The following is an 18100-nucleotide window of genomic DNA, read 5'->3' on the forward strand; positions in this document are numbered from 1 at the left end:
AGATAAGGAAAATAGTCGAAATAAGAAAGAATTAATAAGTTAATAATCAATTATATAAATAGAATGAAAACAGGAGTAGGATAGTAAAAAATATAATGCGTCTGCCCTGTCACTTTATAAGATGCCATTTATCCTTTTATAAAGTGACAATCGTCACCTTGCAAGGTGACGACTTCCCGACTGCACAAAAATACATTAATCTCTGCACTGAAAATCCTTAATCTCTGCACTGAAAGTTCTTAATCATAGTTAGAAAAGAAAGATGGCTTATTACAATTTAAAGAAGAAACCGTCCCTCACCACGAAAGAGGGCGAGACTGAAACGATGTATGCCGACATTGTTTATAGCGGAACGATTCCGGCAGAACGGCTGATTCGTACAGTTGCCAAGAGAACAGGATTCAAGGAAGGCGTGATAGACGGTATCCTTACGGAATTGAAAGACGATGTGTTGGAGTATCTGGGCGAAGGATACCATGTCGAACTGGGAGAATTCGGTTTCTTCTCGGCCAAAGTGAAAGCCTCCCGTTTGGTGGCAAACAAAAATGACCTCCGTTCCGAATCTGTTGCTTTTGATGGAGTGAACTTCCGTGCTTCCAAGAGTTTCCGGCAGGGGATTCGGGGAGATCTGGAACGTAAGAAGTGTGTGGACTTCAACACCTCGCGGAAATGGGACAGGGAAGCCCTGAAGAGACTTGTCCTGCAATATATCCGGCAACATGGTTTCATCACAAGAACTACCTATACGGAACTGACGGGGCGGTTGAAGAATACCGCACTTGCCGACCTCAAATCTTTTGCATCCGAAGGAATTATCAAGCGGATAGGACATGGAAACCAGATGCATTTCGTTGCACTGCCGAAAGAGGAGTAGAAACGGACAAGGTGGTGATACCGGGAAAGAATCCGTCGCGCAGCTTTCCCGGTGATTTTTATTTCTCTGTCATCCCATCCAAATAGTGGCTGACAACATCGATCAGATGATGTCTTATCTTACCTGTTTGGGATGCGGGCTGGATGGCGTCGTAGTTAAACTCCCACCAGAAAACTCCTTTGTATTTCTCTTCCATTATCCATTGTATTTTGGTCAGGATAGTTGCAGGGTTCTCCATGGTGACAAATGCTGATTTGTCAGGAGAAAAGTAATAGGATACGTTAGCCTTGTTATCATATTCTTCCGTCCACCCTTCCTGCAAGAGAGGGAGCATATCGTTATAGCTGAAGTACTCCCCATATTCATTCAATTTGCCTTCTATCTTTGTGTCCGGTGTTAAATTTTTATAGATAAATCCGTAATTGGCCAGACCGATGCAAAGTTTATCGCGGTCGAATACTTCCCAATGCGCCAGTTCTTTCTTTATCTTGTCGAGAGGCGTGTTATGTTTCGGTATATTTCCCCAAATGCCACCTCCCATGTCATAAGTCATGATATTGATCCAGTCTACGTTTGCGACCAGTTTATCGGCTAGTTCTTTGTCATAGATTTGCCAGGAATGAAGAGCCGTTGTGAGGTATAGATGCCTGTCGTCATTGCGTTTCTTCTCCAGGCTGTCCAGCTTGAGCCTTATATTGGACAGGAAATCGGCGTGCAGAGGAAGCTGGAGCTGCTTCTCCCAGTCTATCTCAATTCCGTCATAGTTGTACTTGTCAATAAACTGCATCATCATATGGATAAACTTGTTTTGCCGGTCAATGGAAGATACCTTTTCATTGAATCCCTCTCCGGCAAATGATAGCAGAACCTTGGTTCCGTTCTCATGAGCCTGTTGTATTAGCAGAGGTATTATTTCGACATTCCTGTCTTTTATATATTGATGTTCTGTTACCAGTTTCCTTGTAATTTCTTCTTGCGGGCAGGTGAAATCCTCCTGATTCCATTGAGGGGCTGCCATCAGGTAAATATACTGGAACTGGCGGTAATCAATCTGCTTTACCTTTTCAGCGCTTTTTAACGAACGTCCGGTCAAGTAGGTTGAGTGAGTAAAATCTTGTGCATACGATTGGCAACACACGAGTGATAGTAATGCGAAGAATAATACTTTTTTCATCGTCTTGTTTTTCTGTTTATAATTGTAAAAGAACACGGCTTTCCTTTTGTAGGGGGGGAAGAAAGCCGTGTTGAGTGTGTTAGAGGTTATAAAGGTTGCCCGTAGCGGTTGTCTACGAGATATTCCAGTTTCGCGGCCATCTTTTTTACTAAATCCGGGTTTTTATCTGCCACGTTATTTTTTTCCGAAGGGTCCTTGGTGATATTGTAAAGCTGCGGTTCCATGCTGTTTCCCAGTTCAATGTTTACAAACTTATTGACAGCGGGGCCTTTTCCGGGACGAATATATTTCCATTGCCCGTCGGTAATCGACAGATTATTGTGGGCATTTTGCAGTACCAGCCATTCGCGCCCTTTCTTCTCCTTGCCTGTCCAGGCTTTCAGCATCGGCTGACTGTCCGGTGCAGCTCCTTCGGGCAGACGGAAGTTCATCATTTCGGCAAAGGTGGCAAACCAGTCTATCTGGCAAACCAACGCGTCCGAAACGGTTCCCGGACGGATGACGCCTTTCCAGCTCCAGATGCAGGGCACGCGTGTGCCTGCTTCGTAAGCGCTGTACTTTCCGCCACGGTAAATGCCGCCGGGCTTGTGGTTACCCAGCAATTCTACGGCTTGGTCTTTATAACCGTCATCTACTACCGGGCCATTGTCGCTGGAGAGGATGATTAATGTATTCTTGTCCAGTCCCAAGCGCTCCAGTGTGTTCAATATTTCTCCTACTGACCAGTCGAATTGCAGCAGGCAATCGCCGCGAGGCCCCATTCCGCTTTTTCCTACAAACTGGGGAGCCGGTACGCGGGGAACATGCGCATCTTGTGTGGCAAAATACAGGAAGAAAGGTACATCTTTATGGTTCTCGATGTAGGAAACGGCTTTGCCTGTCAATGTTCCGGCTATTTCTTCATCCTTCCAGAGAGCCGATTTTCCGCCTTTCATATATCCGATACGCGAGATACCATTTATGATACTCTGGTTGTGTCCGTGGGAAGGGTGCATTTTGAGCAGTTCAGGATTATCTTTCCCGGTAGGCTCACCGGGGAAGTTCTTCTGATAAGAGACCTGAACCGGGTCGTTAGGGTCGAGATTGACTACCCGGTCATTTTCAACAAAAACGCAAGGCACACGGTCGCCTGTGGCTGCCATGATAAACGAATAATCAAAGCCGATATCACCGGTTCCCGGTTTCAACGGTTGGTTCCAGTCCTGTTGCCCGTTCTTGTCGCCCAGTCCGAGATGCCATTTGCCTACCACTCCGGTACTGTATCCGGCTTCTTTAAACATATCCGCCATCGTGTAGCGTTCCGGGCGGATGATAGAAGCGGCATCTCCGTCGGCTATTCCTGTTCCGGCTTTGCGCCAGGCATATTCTCCTGTCAGCATGGCATAACGGGCGGGCGTGCTGGTGGCAGCCGCGCTATGTGCATTGGTGAAACGCACACCCATTTTTGCCAGGCGTTCTACGTTGGGAGTATGGATGGTTTTGGCTCCGTTGCAACTCAAGTCACCGTAGCCTATATCATCCGCATAGATGAAGACGACGTTAGGCGTACCGGGGAGTTTGGCTTGTGCACAGACTTTGGTTGCAAAGCAGGAGGTCAGTGCTAACGGCAGCATATAGAGTTCTTTTTTCATGATTCTTTTTATTTAAGTGAGTATGCGGTTAATTCTTGTCCATCTGGAAGGTTTTTCCTATAACATCCAGCAATTTGTGCGGACTGTCGTCTTTGGCATCCATGAAAAGCTGCCAGATAATGACGCCGCCAAACTGGTTATCTTTCACATATTGGCATTTCTCGCGAATCATCTCCGGGCCGTTCCAATAAGTTTTCCCGTAATGGTTCATTGATTCGATGCCGGATACTGTACTATATTCCGAGAGAATATTAAAGTAACGGATGGCGCCTGTATCATCGGCGGTAGCCAGATTTTCCCACGTGAACCCATAGAAAGGAAGTCCACCCAATAACTTCTCTTTGGGGGTCTTGAGGGTAGTATTCCAATACGTCAGGTCACCGGTGAAGTTAGCCATAGTGGCATCCGGTCCGGGGGCGTTTGTGAAACTGCCTTTCGAGCCGCCTTTAGGCACATAACGGTCGTAGGACATCAGATTGAGGAAGTCAAAATACTGTTGCCAGTCCACTCCATAATTCAGCCATGTAGGGTCGGCTGTTGCCGATGTCATGAGCCATTCCGGGTGAGCCGCTTCTTTGGCTTCATATAATTCCTTAAAGAATTCCATCAACACCGGTCTGTACTGGTTCCACCACGGAGCTCCCTGGTCGCCCGAGTATTCTTCATAGTCAATGTCAAATCCGTCCAATTCATATTGCTCCACGAAGTTGATAATACCTTCGACTAATTTAGTGCGTGTGGAAGGTTCTTTGATGGCATTGGTAAATTCTTTGGGAGTGTTCTTGCAGAGAGAAATCAGCACTTTCACGCCGTTCTTCCTTGCCGTATTCCTTGCTTCTACGATATGGCCGGCCACCTGTTCCGGATTGAGCGTTCCGTCGCTCTTCACTTTGAGAAAGCAAATGGCTACATGAGTCAGGTATTCCCAATGAATATGGGAGAGCTGAGTGTCATACTGGAAGTCATTAAGTGGCAAATACCCCAATACTACCGGTTTGTACAGTTCCGGTTCGGGCTCCTGCAAGTCCGGAAGGTTGACTGTGTACACCACTTGGCTTCCGTCGGCGGTGGTCACTGTAAACTCTTGGGTATTATTCCACAAAGCGATGCTTTGGGGGGCGGGGGCAATGGTAGCCCCTTCTGCCAATTGGTAGCTTACCCCTGTAATATCTGCTGAGAAATGGATACCGCTCAGGCTGATGACACGGCTGCTTTGGTCAATGGTGCGCCGGTAGTAAGACCCTCCGCATTGGATGATAAAGCTTTGCAGAGGTCCTGCATTTGTCACCGGAGTTTCCTCCGATGACGAACTGCTACACGAGGTGGCGATTAGTATAATCCCTATCACCATCCCCATCATTTGATATATACTTTTTTTCATATTGTTTCTTCTATTGTTACTAAACTGATCTATTCTTAATCTCCCCATTCATAGTTCGGAGTATATTCCCACCAGTCATAAGTAGCTTCCGAAATGTTGGTTCCTATATATACCAGTGAAGTGGTGCCATATTCAACTCCGAACGTACCCCGATAAGTTGTGCAAAGTTCACCGTCCAGATACCAGGCAACGTTCATATTGCCATCTTCGGCCTTCGTCAGTGACAAGCCGAGGGTATAGGAACCTTTCGATTTATCAAAGGATTTCTGAGCCAGTTCCGAATAAGGCAAGGTGCTGTAATTTGTCTTTCCGGTAGCCATGTTCAAGTGCCAGCGTATCTCACTTCCACCGCTATAAGTGAAGAAAATTACCGCTTGTGCGTCAGCCGCCATTTCTTTGATGTGGAATGAGTAGTAGCCCGGTTGCATACCCGCTTGGGTGACGCGTCCCACCTTACTGTAAAATCCTGCATCCGAGAAGGAACATGTTCCATTGTTCACATTCCAGTTCTTGCCTTCGGCGGCATCAAAGATGTGACGTTCGGTTCCGTTGTATGCTTGTTGAATCGTTATTGTCCGTACAACAGGTTCGACGCCTGGAATTGCTTCGCTGGAAAGAGTGAAGGTAGCTTTGCGAATGGCTGTTCCTGTGTTTTCATTCAATGTAACCGTTAATGTTCCGTCACCGTTGAATGACGTGGAAGAGAATGAATACCAGTCTTGCAGGGCATCCTCTTTGGCGACTGTCCATGTTCCGTTGGAAATCACTTGGATTTCAATGCTATGAGCTTCATAACTTTCACGGAATGACGTCTTATCCGGGTCAATCTGAATGCCGTCCTGAGTTATCTTGACGGTCTGCTGTGCCACGTTATGACGGTCATATAATGTCACCGTTCCATAACGTTTCTCACTTGGATTTGATATGGCGGTTACCGTTAAAGTGCCATCGTTCGTACCGCTTGCCGTACCTTTAATGGAGAGCCAGGCTTCTCCTTCGGTCACTTTGGCTGTCCAGTTCTGATTGGCAAGTACCTTGAATGTGGCTTCTGCATCGGCTTCCTCTTTACTCAATAATATATCATCTGCATTTTCCGTATTCAGATAGGCAATACCTTTCTGGATGACAGTAATCCATTTGCCCACCCAATAGTCACTTTTGACGGTAATGGTGTCTGTACGGTCGTCCAGCTCCGTGTTTGCTTTATATTGGATGCTGACGTCGAACGTTTCGCCGGCTTCTCCTTGTTCGGGAGATATGGAACACCAGTCGGGATGGTCACTGTATACCATCCACTGTTCCGAAGACTTGACCTGAATCTTAATCGCTTGCGGATTAGAAGCAGGCAGATTATAGGTATCTTTGGCCCGATACCGCAAATCTACGATTTTCGTTGCTTCGTCATCCGTGCACGAATGCATCAGCAATGAAGTTCCAATAGCCAGTATGCACCAAACGGCATACCAACCGGTTTTATATTTATTCAAGATATCTTTCATGGTTCTTCTCTTTTTATGTTATCAAAGATGGGTAAACAAACTTATTCAACCGGAATGACTTCAAAAGAACTGATAGTCATCGAAGCTGTACCCGTAGAGCTTGCATGGAAGCCGAAATAGAGTGTGTAGCCGACTTCTATAGCAGAGATGTCTATTTCAACTGTGTCCATCACTTTTTCATCATTTAGGAATACATCATAGGACGCTTTGTTCGCATTATTCTCCAGAGGCTTGATTTCTACTCTTAATGTATGCATTTTATTCCTGCTATCCTTATTCACTTTGTTTTCTATCAGAGAATAGAGGCTACCCGCTATTTGGAATTTGTAAGAGTTAGTGGTGAAGTTTACATTGGGGCCCATCCACATATGGGCTGCGGGTTTGCCGTCTAGGTTCAGGTCAATCGCATGGTCATCCGTAAAATCTGTATCGGAGAATTTCCATTCGTAGATAGCGAACTTTCGTTTGTTTCCTTTCAGGTTGAAGCGGGATGTTACTCTTGCTGTTGTAGTTAAAGTCAGATGTCCGTCTGTATCGACTGTATGGTCCTTTCCGTCATACACGACATCTCCTCCCATCTGGCTGACGGTAATCTCCACAGGCTCAAGTCCCAGTGTCTTATCTGCAGCTTCCAATGCAATAGTTGCCGTGCGTGTGTCGAAATAGTATTCATTCTTCACCGTAGCAGTGAATGTCTTATTATCTTCAGCTGTTTCTAATTCAATCCAGGAAGCTTCTGTGGAAACCTTCCAGTCGATATTTGCATTTACACTATATGTTTTTGTGTTTTGTTCTGCCGTTGTAGTACCAGTGCCGTTACCGGTAAACTCGTATGGGTTTTCCATTTCGTCAAGACCTGCAAATTCGAGGATAAAGCCTTTCTGTATCACTTCATAAGTCTGCTCTTCCAATCCGTTGGATATGGTTACGGTAGCAGTACGCTCTTTTCCGGCGTTGGCGGCAGCTGTAGCTGTGATGGTCACCGGTTCTGCGGAGCCTGTGCCGGCTTCTTTGTCGAGAGTTAACCACATGCTGGAAGACGTTGCGGTCCATGCCTTGTTGGATATAATCTTGAATTCGGCAGTGCTTGTTTCCGAACCCATTTTGTCGTCAATCCATTGCACCACCAGTTTGCTTTTTGCATCCTGGGTAACGGTTATCACAGTTTCCGGTTCATAATTCTCGCCTGCAATGGTCAGCGTGGCCGTGCGTGGCTTTTCTTCCGGGTTGTCAAGGATGTTCAGCGACACCTCGGCAACCAGTGAACTGGCAGAACTCATGGCGGGGGTGGGAGTACACCATTCTTCGCTGCTTGTTATCTTCCACGGGGTGTTGGAACTGATGTTGAAGATAATTGTACGCGGAGATGTAGCTAATACACTATACTGTGGTTGGGCGTCTGTTTCCAGTTTTACGGGAAATTCAGCCTGGGAGTCAATATTCATTTCCTGACATGAGTTCAAGTTTAATGCACACACAACAAATATCAGTTGTAGGATGCTACCTGTCAAAATTCTTTTCATATGGAATCGTATTAAATTATTCATTGTAATAGTTTATAATAATAAGGTCTTTCTTTCATTACCAGCCGTTGTTTTGCGGATACAGGTGTTCATTCTTGAAAAGTTCTTCCTGTGGTATCGGATACAAATACATCCGGTCTGTCCACGTACGGTTCTCATAGAGCATTTTCTGGAAGGACAAGGTGTTTGCCGTTTTTGTAATGGTTACTCCGTTCAACTCTTTTTGGGTGGAATCTCCTATTTTCCAACGGCGGACGTCCCAGAAGCGGTGGTCTTCGAAGGCGAACTCTACACGCCATTCATTGCGGAGTGCCCGGATGAACTCATCCTTGTCGGTGGTTGTGATAACGGGCATTCCAGCGTTGATACGCACTTCATTCAAGGCTTCCAAGGCCGTTGTATGATAGGTGGCATCCTTGTAAGTAACAGAGTTGAATGCTTCTACCATCGACTCTGCATACGTCAGCAATGTTTCTGCATAGCGGTAGATACACCAATGATGCTTGTTCTTTACTTCCTGGTCGGGAACAAAGCTGGTTGTTTCCTGAATATATTTGCGCAGGAAATAGCCGGTGGCCGAACCACCTGCATTGACCGGCGCATCATCCTTACCGCCTACGAATGTTTCAATCTTGTCTCCCTTGAAGCTCATTCCGTTGGCTAACACAGTCCAATAGAAACGGGGGTCGCGTCTTTCGTATGGCTTTTGCGGGTCAAACTCCGGGTCGTCACATATCCATCCGTTTTCGGTGAGTGTCACTTTATATCCTTTCACCGTTTCAAAAGCATCTACCAGATTTTGTGAAGGGAAGACTCCTAGCGCGGGTGTGCTGCGTTTTCCTTCGACAAAACGGATGGGGAAGTTGTTTAATTCAAAGTTGTAATTGGCGTCGTTCATGTGGAAGAGCACCACTTCTTTAGAATTCAGGTTATTCGCTTTTTCTGCAGGGTCCAACTCGTATAAGTTCAAATCAATGATGTCCAGAGCTGCTTTGGCGGAAGCCTTCCATCTTTCCGGGTCCATAGAGGGATTGTGCAGCAGACTTGCTTTATAAAGCAGGGCCTTTGATTTGAGTGCCATGGCAAATCCTTTTGTGATGCGTCCCGTTTCATTATTAGGCTGCCCTACGTAGGTATCGGGAAGATTGGCAGCCGCGTCGTTACATTCCGACACAATAAAGTCAATCACTTCGTCAAACGGGGTCTTGCCCATAGCGTTGGCCTCTTCCGGAGTCAATACACTTTGGGGCATGGCAATGTCACCGTAGCGGCGTGCCAGTTCAAAAAAGTAGAAGGCTCTTAATACACGTGCTTCATAAGGAAACAGTTTTAACTGCTTGCTGTTATTCTGGAAGCTTGTATCATACTGATAGCGGGATAAGTCCAGTTCGGCAACGGAAACAATAAACTCGTTGGCAGCCCGTATGCCATTGTACAAAGACCAGCAGGCATCAACTGTTTTCAGTTGAGACCAATTGCCGTCATTGAAATATTGTATGGAGGCACCCGTAGCTGCATATTCGGCATCATCCGAACCACAGTCGCGCATCGCGCCGCTGATGGCGCCGAAATCCTGCGGCATATACGAATATACGTTCGTCAGCATCTGCTTGGTTTTATTGAAATAGTTGTAGATATACTCTTTCGTATTCAATCCGTTCGTCTCGTCGAACTCTAGGTAATTGCAAGACGAGCAAACCAGTGTCACAACTAATGAAAGAAGGGTATGTTTTAGTTTCATATTCTTATCGTATTACACAGATTAGAAATTAAATTTAAGTCCGGCCCAATATGAGCGGGTGGATGGGTAGGCTGCACTTAACTGCTCCGGGTCGGCAAATCCGATGTTGTCCAGTGAGAATAAGTTCGTTCCTTGCAAATACACTTTTATATCGGCAAAATGGGTAAACCGCTTGGGGATGTTGTATGCTATCTGCAAGTTCCTCAATTTGATAAACGAGCCGTCCTTGAACCACATTGAGTTGGCACGGTAGTTATTGGCGTTCGACTGCGTAGTCAGACGGGGCATTGTGGCCTGTGCTGCATTTTCGGGCGTCCAGGGAATCTCGTTGTCAAGGAATGTTTTGGAGATGTTCCCATTATTCACCAAAGGCTTGTAAAGCGGCGAGTCGAGTAAGTTGACTGTATATCCGGTGAGCCCCTGGAAATCGGCGGAAAGCTCAAATCCTTTGTAAGCCGCGTTCAGGTTGAAGCCGAAGTAGAAACGCGGTATATTGGTTCCGTACATTTTCACTACATCCTGTTCGTCAATTTGGTTATCGCCGTTCTGGTCTTTATATTTAAGATCCCCCGGACGGCAGGTGGAGAATGTCTGGACCGGACTGTTGTTGATTTCCATCTGATTCTGGAAAATGCCGGTTACTTCCAGTCCGTATTTCTGGCCTACACGGTTTCCTTTCGTATAGAGATAGTCATACTGTTGAAAAGCTTGGTTATCGTTAATGATTTTGCTGTCGACATAAGAAACATTGGCACCTATGGAGTAGCTGAAATCCCTTATTTTATCTTTCCACGTCAACGAAGCGTCGAATCCGCGGTATTCTTGTATCCCTTCATTCACTTGGGCTACATTGATACCGATAATTCCTGAAACTGTATTGGAACCGGATACGAGAATGTTGCTTCTGCGTTCAAAGAATCCTTCACAGTAGAGTGACAGGCGGTTCCGGAGAGCATTTAGCTCAAAACCGTAAGTCGCTTTCTTCGATTTCTCAATGGTCAAGCCGATGACAGGCAGGTCACCTTCGGCAAGGCCGTAGTAAATGCTGGCATTGTTCGTGAAATAATAGTTTCCGGCATTCGCGTTGCTGAAAGATTGCAGGTACAACTCATGGGACATATTGCCGTCATTCCCGGAGATTCCGAATGAACCGAACAGTTTCAGATGGTCAACGTAACTTCTGACTTTCCCGAAAAACTTTTCATTGGAGACAATCCACGCTCCCGATACGGCGGGGTAAAGTTGAAAACGTTCTCCCTTGGGCAGATAAGCCGTGCCGGAATAGTTCATCACGCCGCTCAACGTATAGCGGTTGTCGTATGTATATGTAGCTGTCACAAGTGCCGACTGGCGTTTGCTGCTCTTGTTGCGTCCACTGCTGGTGTATGATTGCTGGTCGTAGATTAACGCACTGTTCAGGGAGTGTACTCCTTGATGATGTACATAGCTTATTTTTCCCTGAAGAGTGGAACGCATAAACAACGACTTGAAATCTTGCCCGTGTCCCAGTGTCTCGCTGTCTTTTCCGGAGATGAGCGGGGTTGTTTTCAATGTTCCGTCACCGGCAATGGCAGGTTGCAGGTCTTTGTAACGATATTCCTTGCTGGAAGCGTCGAACATAGATCCTATATTGTCGAATGCGAGCGACACCTCGGCTGAAAGGCCTTTCAACACTATGTCGAGATTCTGTTTCAATGACATATCAGCCAGCAACTTGCCGTATGTAGTCCGCATATTGCCGGTATCGGTCAGCATAGCCACCGGATTGCCGGTGGTATAAATGGCGTTGCCGCCATAAATGCCGTCCGAATAGCGGATCGGGAAAACTGCGGAAGGGAGCTGGTACAATACATTATAGATATTCATCGGATTGCCGGATTCCTGATTGTTTTCTACGGCATACGAACCGTTCGTCTCCATAAGCTTGCCTGCGATACCTAATCTGAAAAGAGTAGTAGAGGTAATGTCTACATCCACATTGGCACGTAAATTCAGGCGTACATCTGTGGGGGATGCGTTGAAGCGTTTGTCACTTCCGTCAGATTTCAGGAAGGAAGTGTCATGCATATAATCTACCACCGAATAATAGCGGAAACGGTTGCTGCCGCCGTTGAAAGTCAGTGTAAGACGATGATTCAACGCGGTATTGTTCATGCTTTCCTTCCACCAGTCTACATTCGGATATTCTTCAGGGTAAGTTCCATCGCGAAAAGCGGCAAGTTCCCAGTTGTTATATTTCTCATTCAGTCCGTCCAAACGCAAGGCGGTATTCATGGCCGTGGCATAGGTGTGTGAATCGGCGAACTCGGGCGAGCGGAACTGTGTGTTGATTCCGAACTGGTAGCTTGCTCCTACGGTCAGTTTCCCTTCCGAACCCCGTTTGGTTGTTATAAGAATTACGCCGTTGGCTCCACGTACACCGTAGAGCGCAGAGGCCGCTGCGTCTTTCAGCACTTCGCACGATTCTATTTCGGCTGCCGTGATGTCTTCTATGTTTCGCGGGAATCCGTCTACCAGCACCAATGGATTATGTCCGTGGATGCTTAATGAAGAGACGTTGGTTGCGCTGGAGCCTGTTCCCTGGTAGACATTGAGTCCGGCGATGTGTCCGTAGAGGGCTTTCGACACATCTATCTCGGGCGACTTCAGGAACACATCAGCGCCCAAGCCTATTACTGAATAGGGGCTTACAGCTTTCGGGAGCATTATCTGATATCCCAGATGTATGCTGTCAGCCGGAAGAGCGGAGTGGTCTTCATTCATATCCTGTGCAGACACTGTCATCAAAGCTCCTCCGAATAATACTGTCAATATATATTTTTTCATTTTCATGTATTTAAGATTATGCGTGTTTACCAGCCGGGGTTTTGTGTCATACCGTAGGCTTTATTAATCTCGTTTTGTGGTATGGGTTGCAAATACCACTTCGTGTCCCAGTTGGAAGACCAGTATCTGGTTGTCGGCAACTTGAATACCTCTTTGAAAGTAAATGCAGTCGGATTATTGGCATCGTTTCCTGTGGTAACAAGTCCGTAGAGTGTCTTTTTGAAGTCCTCTGCCATCCCGCGGCGTACCATGTCGAACCAGCGGACTTCCTCGAAGCCAAACTCCAATGCACGTTCTTTCAGGATAGCAGTCAGGAACTTTTTCTTGTCCATGCCGGAAGTGGGGATGGCTGATAATCCTACCCGGGCGCGGACTTGGTTAATGCAGCTATAGGCTGTTGCCGTAGGACCGTTGTTCACTTCATTCAGAGCTTCTGCATAACTTAGCAATACTTCGGGGAGGCGCAGATAAGGCCATTGTACCGGACGATTGTCGCGTACTCCTTTGTCCGTCAAAATAAACTTCATCATAAGGAATCCTGTACCGTCATTTCTGTAATTGGGATGATTGGTATATATCGGCGGGGGAGTTCCGTTGAAATATTTATCTCTGGGAACGGCTACCGTCTCATAAAGTCGGGGGTCGCGAAGAGGTGTTCCGTCAGCATCGAAGAACGGTTGTTTGGACGGGTTACTCCAGTTGAAGTTTTCATCAAAATCCTTGCCATCCGCCCAGGGGAACATATTCACGTAGTTCAATGTGGGCCCCGAATAATAACGTTGGTCATAAATATTCTGGTGGATAGAAGGGGCATATCCGCGTCGGACGGAAATCAGGACTTCAGTGCCGCCTCTGTCATAATATCCCGAACGGTAGGCGAGACGGCGCGCTTCGGGAGTAGCTTCCGTCGGCATAGTCAACCCGTATTCGCCATTCAGGTCTAGTGCTTTCATAAAATCATCGCAGGCCGTCACGACATCTTTCCAACGCTGTAAATCATAATTGCCGTAGCACGTGTATTCATTGGCATCTTCCCTCCACTTCGGACCGTTGAAGGTGGGACTGGCGGCAAAAAGCAGGACACGGATTTTCAAACCCATCGCGCCGGCTTTCGTCATGCGTCCGTCGTCTATATCCTTTTGTTTCCAGTTCAGGTAAGGAATCGCTTCGTCCAAAAGCCCGATGATATGTTTGACAGTGGCGTCAAATGTGGCACGGGGAAAATTCATATCATCGTTGGGGTCGACATATGTTGTCAGAATGGGCACTCCGCCTACATAACGTAACATCTCGGCATAGCTTAAGGCTATCAGCGTCTTTGCTTCGGCAATCCGTTCATTCCGTTCCGCTTCGGTCATGTTGGGCACTTTGGGCAGATTTTCGATATAGAGGTATGCATAACGGATGGCATGGTATTCCAATTGGGAACCGAAACGGTAGGCTTCACATCCCTGCAAATTTGAGGCGATATTGGGACTTAGCATACCATTATAATATAGATTGACAGGCCCGTCACTACTCATATTCCGATAGCTGCTATACAAATCTGTCAGTGCTTCAAGAATGTTTACTCCCAGTTTGTTGTATCCGGCTCCGGACTTGGTTGGAAGTCCGTAAGGCAAATAGCAATAGGCTTGTGTGAGCACTTTGTCCGCATTGGCTTTGGAGTTGAACATAGAGTCAAGCGTAGCACCGGAACTTTCCGGTTGATCTCCTAAAAACTTATCGCCGAAAGTAAGGTCCGAACAGGCAAACAGGCTTACTCCGATTGACCAGACGGATAGTATTTTAATCATATTTTTCATCTTGTTCATTATTAGAAGTTTATGTTAATCCCTAAACTATAAATCTTCACTAGCGGGTAAGAACCGTTATTGTTACCTAAACTTTCCGGATCCATGATATCCAGTGGGGAGAAAGTCAATAAATTATATCCGCTTATAGACAAACCGAGCGTATTGGCACCAATGGCTTTCAGGAAACGTTTCTTGGAGAAGGTATATCCTATGGAGATTGTTTTCAGGCGGATATAAGAGGCATCGCGCAGCCAGAGAGTCGAGTTCTCGGAATTCCATGTCTCGGAAGTTTCTGCGGCACGCGGATATTTGGCGCCCAACTGATTTTCGGGAGTCCAGCAATCCTTATAGAAGTACTCCAATAAACCGCGTTTGCCTGTATTGGTGAATGGAATACGGTATTCTATCTGAAGCATCTTGTTCACATTCGTGGCTCCGGACCATTGCATGGAGAAATTGAAACCTTTGTAGTTGAAGCCGGCATTTAATCCGAATACATATTCGGGACGTTCGGCGTAACCTGTGGTCATTCTGTCATTGCCATCCACCACCTTGTCACCATTCAGGTCGGCGTACATACAGTCGCCGGGAGCGACACTGACAGCAGGTTGCGGCAACGCCGGATTCAGTTTCAGATTGCCATTCTCGTCCTGCGTGAAGTCACTATACTGATAAAGACGGATATACTTGTAAACGTTGGTGGAACGTCCTACCGAACCGCCGGTTTGATTCATGTAATCAAATTCGTTGGGGACTTCATCCATGTAGAGAATCTTGTTACGGGCAAATGACATATTTGCGTTGATATAATAACGGAAATTGTTTTTAAGAGTCTCGTCCCATCCCAATGACAGCTCATAACCATGATTGTCCACTTTACCCAGATTCAGGTTGGGTAGTCCGGTTGCTATAATGCTTGGAGTCGATTTAGGAGATATCAGAATACCAGTACGTTTCTCGTAGAACAGGTCTGCGGTTAATGACAGGCGGTTTCTCAACATTTTCAGCTCAAGCCCGTAATTCTGCTTGTCGGCTGTTTCCCAAGAGACTTCCGAGTTTCCCGGCACTCCCATTGCATATCCCGGAGCACTTACAGGATTGGATACGCCGAAACTGTATTCTCCGCTTTGTGTCCATGTGCTGGGCATATACATGAAGCGGGTATTTGTTCCGGTGTCACTACCTACCCGGCCATACGATGCCCGCAGTTTAAAATAATCAAGCCATCGCAAGCTCTTCATGAAAGGCTCTTCCGACAGCACCCAACCTATGGAGGCGGCGGGGAAAAGTCCGTAGCGGGTTTTTCCGGGAGCAAAGTTCTCTGAACCGTTATATCCCATATTGACATCTGCCAGGTAGCGGGATTTGTAACCGTATGTAGCGCGTCCTACGAAACCTACATAGCCACGGGGCAGATACTGGAAACTGGCTACCGTGCCGTCTGCATATAATGGATAATAGTTGCGGGACTGGTTGTACAGGAATAGAGCGCTCACTTTATGATCTCCGAATGTGCGGTCGTAGTTGAGGCGTCCTTCAATATACCAGTTGCGGTCGCGTTTATATGATTCAGCATACGACAATGGGGTGGAAGCATCACCGTCGCCACGACCTACATAAACAATGGTTTTATCAAAGTCCGGGTCAGTCTGGGACAGGTTGCTGTTTTCCAGGGTCGATTTGTAATAGATGAATTGTGATTCGACATTCCCCCCTGTGCGATTCTTGTTCAGTTGGAACTGATTGTCATAGGAACCTTTGATTGAAACGGACAGCCCTTTGGTAAGCATATCGAGCTTTTGGGTAATATCCACATCCATATTTAAGGTTGTCACATACTTCTGCTTGTAACCGGTTCCCCAGTAAGTACGCAGACCGTCTACATTTGCGCCACCCACCGGCGTATAGCTGACAGGTACAATCGTGCGTGTTCCGTTTACAATGCCAAGTCCGGAAAAAGGAAGTGCCCAGATTTGGGTATAAACAAACGGGTTCTGTATATCTTCCGTTGTGTTAGGCTCCTGTTGCTGACCGACATTGCCACCGATATTTAATTTCATGGTAGTAGTACAGGTTAGCTGGAAGTCCAGATTGGCGCGATAATTATACCGGTTGTACTTATAGTTGTTATTGTAAGGGAGTTCGTTGAACTGTTTGAGGATACCGTTCTGATAAAGATAACCGATAGATACAAAGTACTTCACCGCATCCGTTCCGCCTGAAATATTGATATTGTTTTTGGTTTGCAGGAAGAAATCGTTGTATAGGTAATCAGACCAGTCTATACTGGGATGCAGCGGGTCTCCGCCTGTACGATAGGCTTCGATAGCTTCACGGGTGAAGAACGTAGACTTGGCGGCACCGTCATTCTGCTGTTTCATATTCCAGAAACGGGCAAATTCATAACTGCCTGTCTGCTTGACAAAGGATAGCGGTTGCTGCACACCCGTGAGGGAGCTGACATTAATCGTCGGTTTCCCGTTCTTTCCACGTTTGGTAGTTACCAATACTACCCCGTTCGCACCGCGTACTCCAAATACAGCCGTAGAAGATGCATCTTTCAAGATAGAAAGATTCTCGATTTCATTCGGGTCGATTTGTGAGAAATCCCGTTCCACGCCATCTACTAATATCAATGGGGAAGAGGATGCGCTGGATAAAGAACCGACACCGCGTACATATATGGAAGCGGCGTCACTACCCGGTTGCCCGGAAGTCTGCACGGTAGAAACTCCCGGCAGTGAACCTGCCAGTACATTGGTAATGCTGGCAACAGGAGATTTTATCAGTTCTTTGGAGTCAATCGAAGACAGGGCACCGGTCAACGTTGCTTTGGATTGTGTTCCGTATGCGATGACCACCACTTCATCCAATGCTTTCGAGTCATCTTCAAGCAGGATATCAATCTTTCTTTTTTTCCCTACTATCTGTTCCTGTGAACGATAACCGACAAACGAAAAGACTAATACCGATTTTTCATCCGGGACAGTAATGGTATATTCACCATTTAAATCCGTAATGACGCCAACCGAGGTGCCTTTCACCATAACGTTTGCACCGATCACTTCCATTTTACTCGCATCAATAACTTTACCGGTTATTTTAATCCCGCTTTGCGCGAAAGTGTTGGTGATGCCACCGACAAAGAAGAGTAAAGGAAGAATAAAGAGACGAATCCATCTCCGCCATTGTTTTCTACATTTTCTTTTCATGTAATAAAATTTAATTAGATTAACAACGATGATCTTTGAAAAACTCGATCCTCGACCGGGTTGAGAAACTTTTCAAAGAAACTTCTCTGCAAATGTATTACTCTGATGATTGCGGGATGTTTCAAAATCATCGTATTATATCTTGTTTTGTTCAAAAAGCGATTTTATCACTACTTCTGGGGACTGTAACCAGGATTATTACAGTCTTAAAATGTATGTTGGTTAAAACAATATTCTTTCTGCCGGAAAGAATGGCAGTATAGGTTATTTTCTGAATATTGCCAGGGTAAGCTCCATGCAGACTTTTACTGATGTATAAATATTTGAGTGGCAGGTCGGTTTGCTGGCTCTGAACTGATTTTTGAACTATTTACATACAAGATATATATAAAAATGTTACTTTTGTTGCTGAAAGCATTTCAATTCAAACCGTAATAAGTCCT

Annotated in this window: 10 protein-coding genes; 1 reads left to right on the forward strand and 9 read right to left on the reverse strand. The window is 46.1% G+C overall.

The window, feature by feature from the left end; genetic code table 11:
* Positions 1–262 precede the first annotated feature (262 nt).
* A complete protein-coding gene (locus tag AAHJ11_RS19785) occupies positions 263–874 on the forward strand; it encodes an HU family DNA-binding protein (RefSeq protein ID WP_148365407.1) in 612 nt (203 codons plus the stop codon).
* Between the two features lie 58 nt (positions 875–932).
* Here AAHJ11_RS19785 and AAHJ11_RS19790 read toward each other — a convergent pair whose 3' ends face one another.
* From AAHJ11_RS19790 to AAHJ11_RS19830, 9 genes are all read right to left on the reverse strand, one after another.
* A complete protein-coding gene (locus AAHJ11_RS19790) occupies positions 933–2048 on the reverse strand; it encodes a glycoside hydrolase family 18 protein (protein ID WP_148365408.1) in 1116 nt (371 codons plus the stop codon).
* An 86-nt stretch (positions 2049–2134) separates the two neighbouring features.
* Positions 2135–3679 carry a sulfatase family protein gene (locus AAHJ11_RS19795; protein WP_148365410.1) on the reverse strand — a complete coding sequence of 515 codons (1545 nt, stop codon included), beginning with the start codon at positions 3677–3679 and terminating at the stop codon, positions 2135–2137.
* Positions 3680–3707: 28 nt separating this feature from the next.
* Positions 3708–5060, reverse strand: a complete 1353-nt coding sequence (locus tag AAHJ11_RS19800) for a glycosyl hydrolase family 18 protein (RefSeq protein WP_217721742.1) — start codon at positions 5058–5060, stop codon at positions 3708–3710.
* Positions 5061–5095: 35 nt separating this feature from the next.
* The gene (locus AAHJ11_RS19805; RefSeq protein ID WP_148365414.1) at positions 5096–6559 is read right to left on the reverse strand and encodes a BACON domain-containing protein; all 1464 of its coding nucleotides are present in this window, start codon (positions 6557–6559) and stop codon (positions 5096–5098) included.
* A gap of 41 nt (positions 6560–6600) precedes the next feature.
* Positions 6601–8082, reverse strand: a complete 1482-nt coding sequence (locus AAHJ11_RS19810; protein WP_413580059.1) for a BACON domain-containing protein — start codon at positions 8080–8082, stop codon at positions 6601–6603.
* A 58-nt stretch (positions 8083–8140) separates the two neighbouring features.
* Positions 8141–9823, reverse strand: coding sequence for a RagB/SusD family nutrient uptake outer membrane protein (locus tag AAHJ11_RS19815; RefSeq protein ID WP_148365418.1), 1683 nt, complete (start codon positions 9821–9823; stop codon positions 8141–8143).
* A 21-nt stretch (positions 9824–9844) separates the two neighbouring features.
* The gene (locus AAHJ11_RS19820) at positions 9845–12649 is read right to left on the reverse strand and encodes a SusC/RagA family TonB-linked outer membrane protein (RefSeq protein ID WP_320978114.1); all 2805 of its coding nucleotides are present in this window, start codon (positions 12647–12649) and stop codon (positions 9845–9847) included.
* Between the two features lie 26 nt (positions 12650–12675).
* Entirely contained in the window at positions 12676–14463 is a 1788-nt protein-coding gene (locus tag AAHJ11_RS19825; protein WP_413580060.1) for a RagB/SusD family nutrient uptake outer membrane protein, read from the reverse strand.
* A 2-nt stretch (positions 14464–14465) separates the two neighbouring features.
* The gene (locus AAHJ11_RS19830) at positions 14466–17657 is read right to left on the reverse strand and encodes a TonB-dependent receptor (RefSeq protein WP_320978112.1); all 3192 of its coding nucleotides are present in this window, start codon (positions 17655–17657) and stop codon (positions 14466–14468) included.
* Positions 17658–18100: the final 443 nt, after the last annotated feature.

It is taken from the genome of Bacteroides sp. 90-K9/2, assembly GCF_047310725.1.
Lineage (GTDB): Bacteria > Bacteroidota > Bacteroidia > Bacteroidales > Bacteroidaceae > Bacteroides > Bacteroides vicugnae.

What these genes read in the sequence shown, in the direction of transcription:
- AAHJ11_RS19785 (WP_148365407.1), top strand. Translation starts at nt 263, where the DNA reads ATGGCTTATTACAATTTAAAGAAGAAACCGTCCCTCACCACGAAAGAG.
- AAHJ11_RS19790 (WP_148365408.1), bottom strand. Translation starts at nt 2,048, where the DNA reads ATGAAAAAAGTATTATTCTTCGCATTACTATCACTCGTGTGTTGCCAA.
- AAHJ11_RS19795 (WP_148365410.1), bottom strand. Translation starts at nt 3,679, where the DNA reads ATGAAAAAAGAACTCTATATGCTGCCGTTAGCACTGACCTCCTGCTTT.
- AAHJ11_RS19800 (WP_217721742.1), bottom strand. Translation starts at nt 5,060, where the DNA reads ATGAAAAAAAGTATATATCAAATGATGGGGATGGTGATAGGGATTATA.
- AAHJ11_RS19805 (WP_148365414.1), bottom strand. Translation starts at nt 6,559, where the DNA reads ATGAAAGATATCTTGAATAAATATAAAACCGGTTGGTATGCCGTTTGG.
- AAHJ11_RS19810 (WP_413580059.1), bottom strand. Translation starts at nt 8,082, where the DNA reads ATGAAAAGAATTTTGACAGGTAGCATCCTACAACTGATATTTGTTGTG.
- AAHJ11_RS19815 (WP_148365418.1), bottom strand. Translation starts at nt 9,823, where the DNA reads ATGAAACTAAAACATACCCTTCTTTCATTAGTTGTGACACTGGTTTGC.
- AAHJ11_RS19820 (WP_320978114.1), bottom strand. Translation starts at nt 12,649, where the DNA reads ATGAAAAAATATATATTGACAGTATTATTCGGAGGAGCTTTGATGACA.
- AAHJ11_RS19825 (WP_413580060.1), bottom strand. Translation starts at nt 14,463, where the DNA reads ATGAACAAGATGAAAAATATGATTAAAATACTATCCGTCTGGTCAATC.
- AAHJ11_RS19830 (WP_320978112.1), bottom strand. Translation starts at nt 17,657, where the DNA reads ATGAAAAGAAAATGTAGAAAACAATGGCGGAGATGGATTCGTCTCTTT.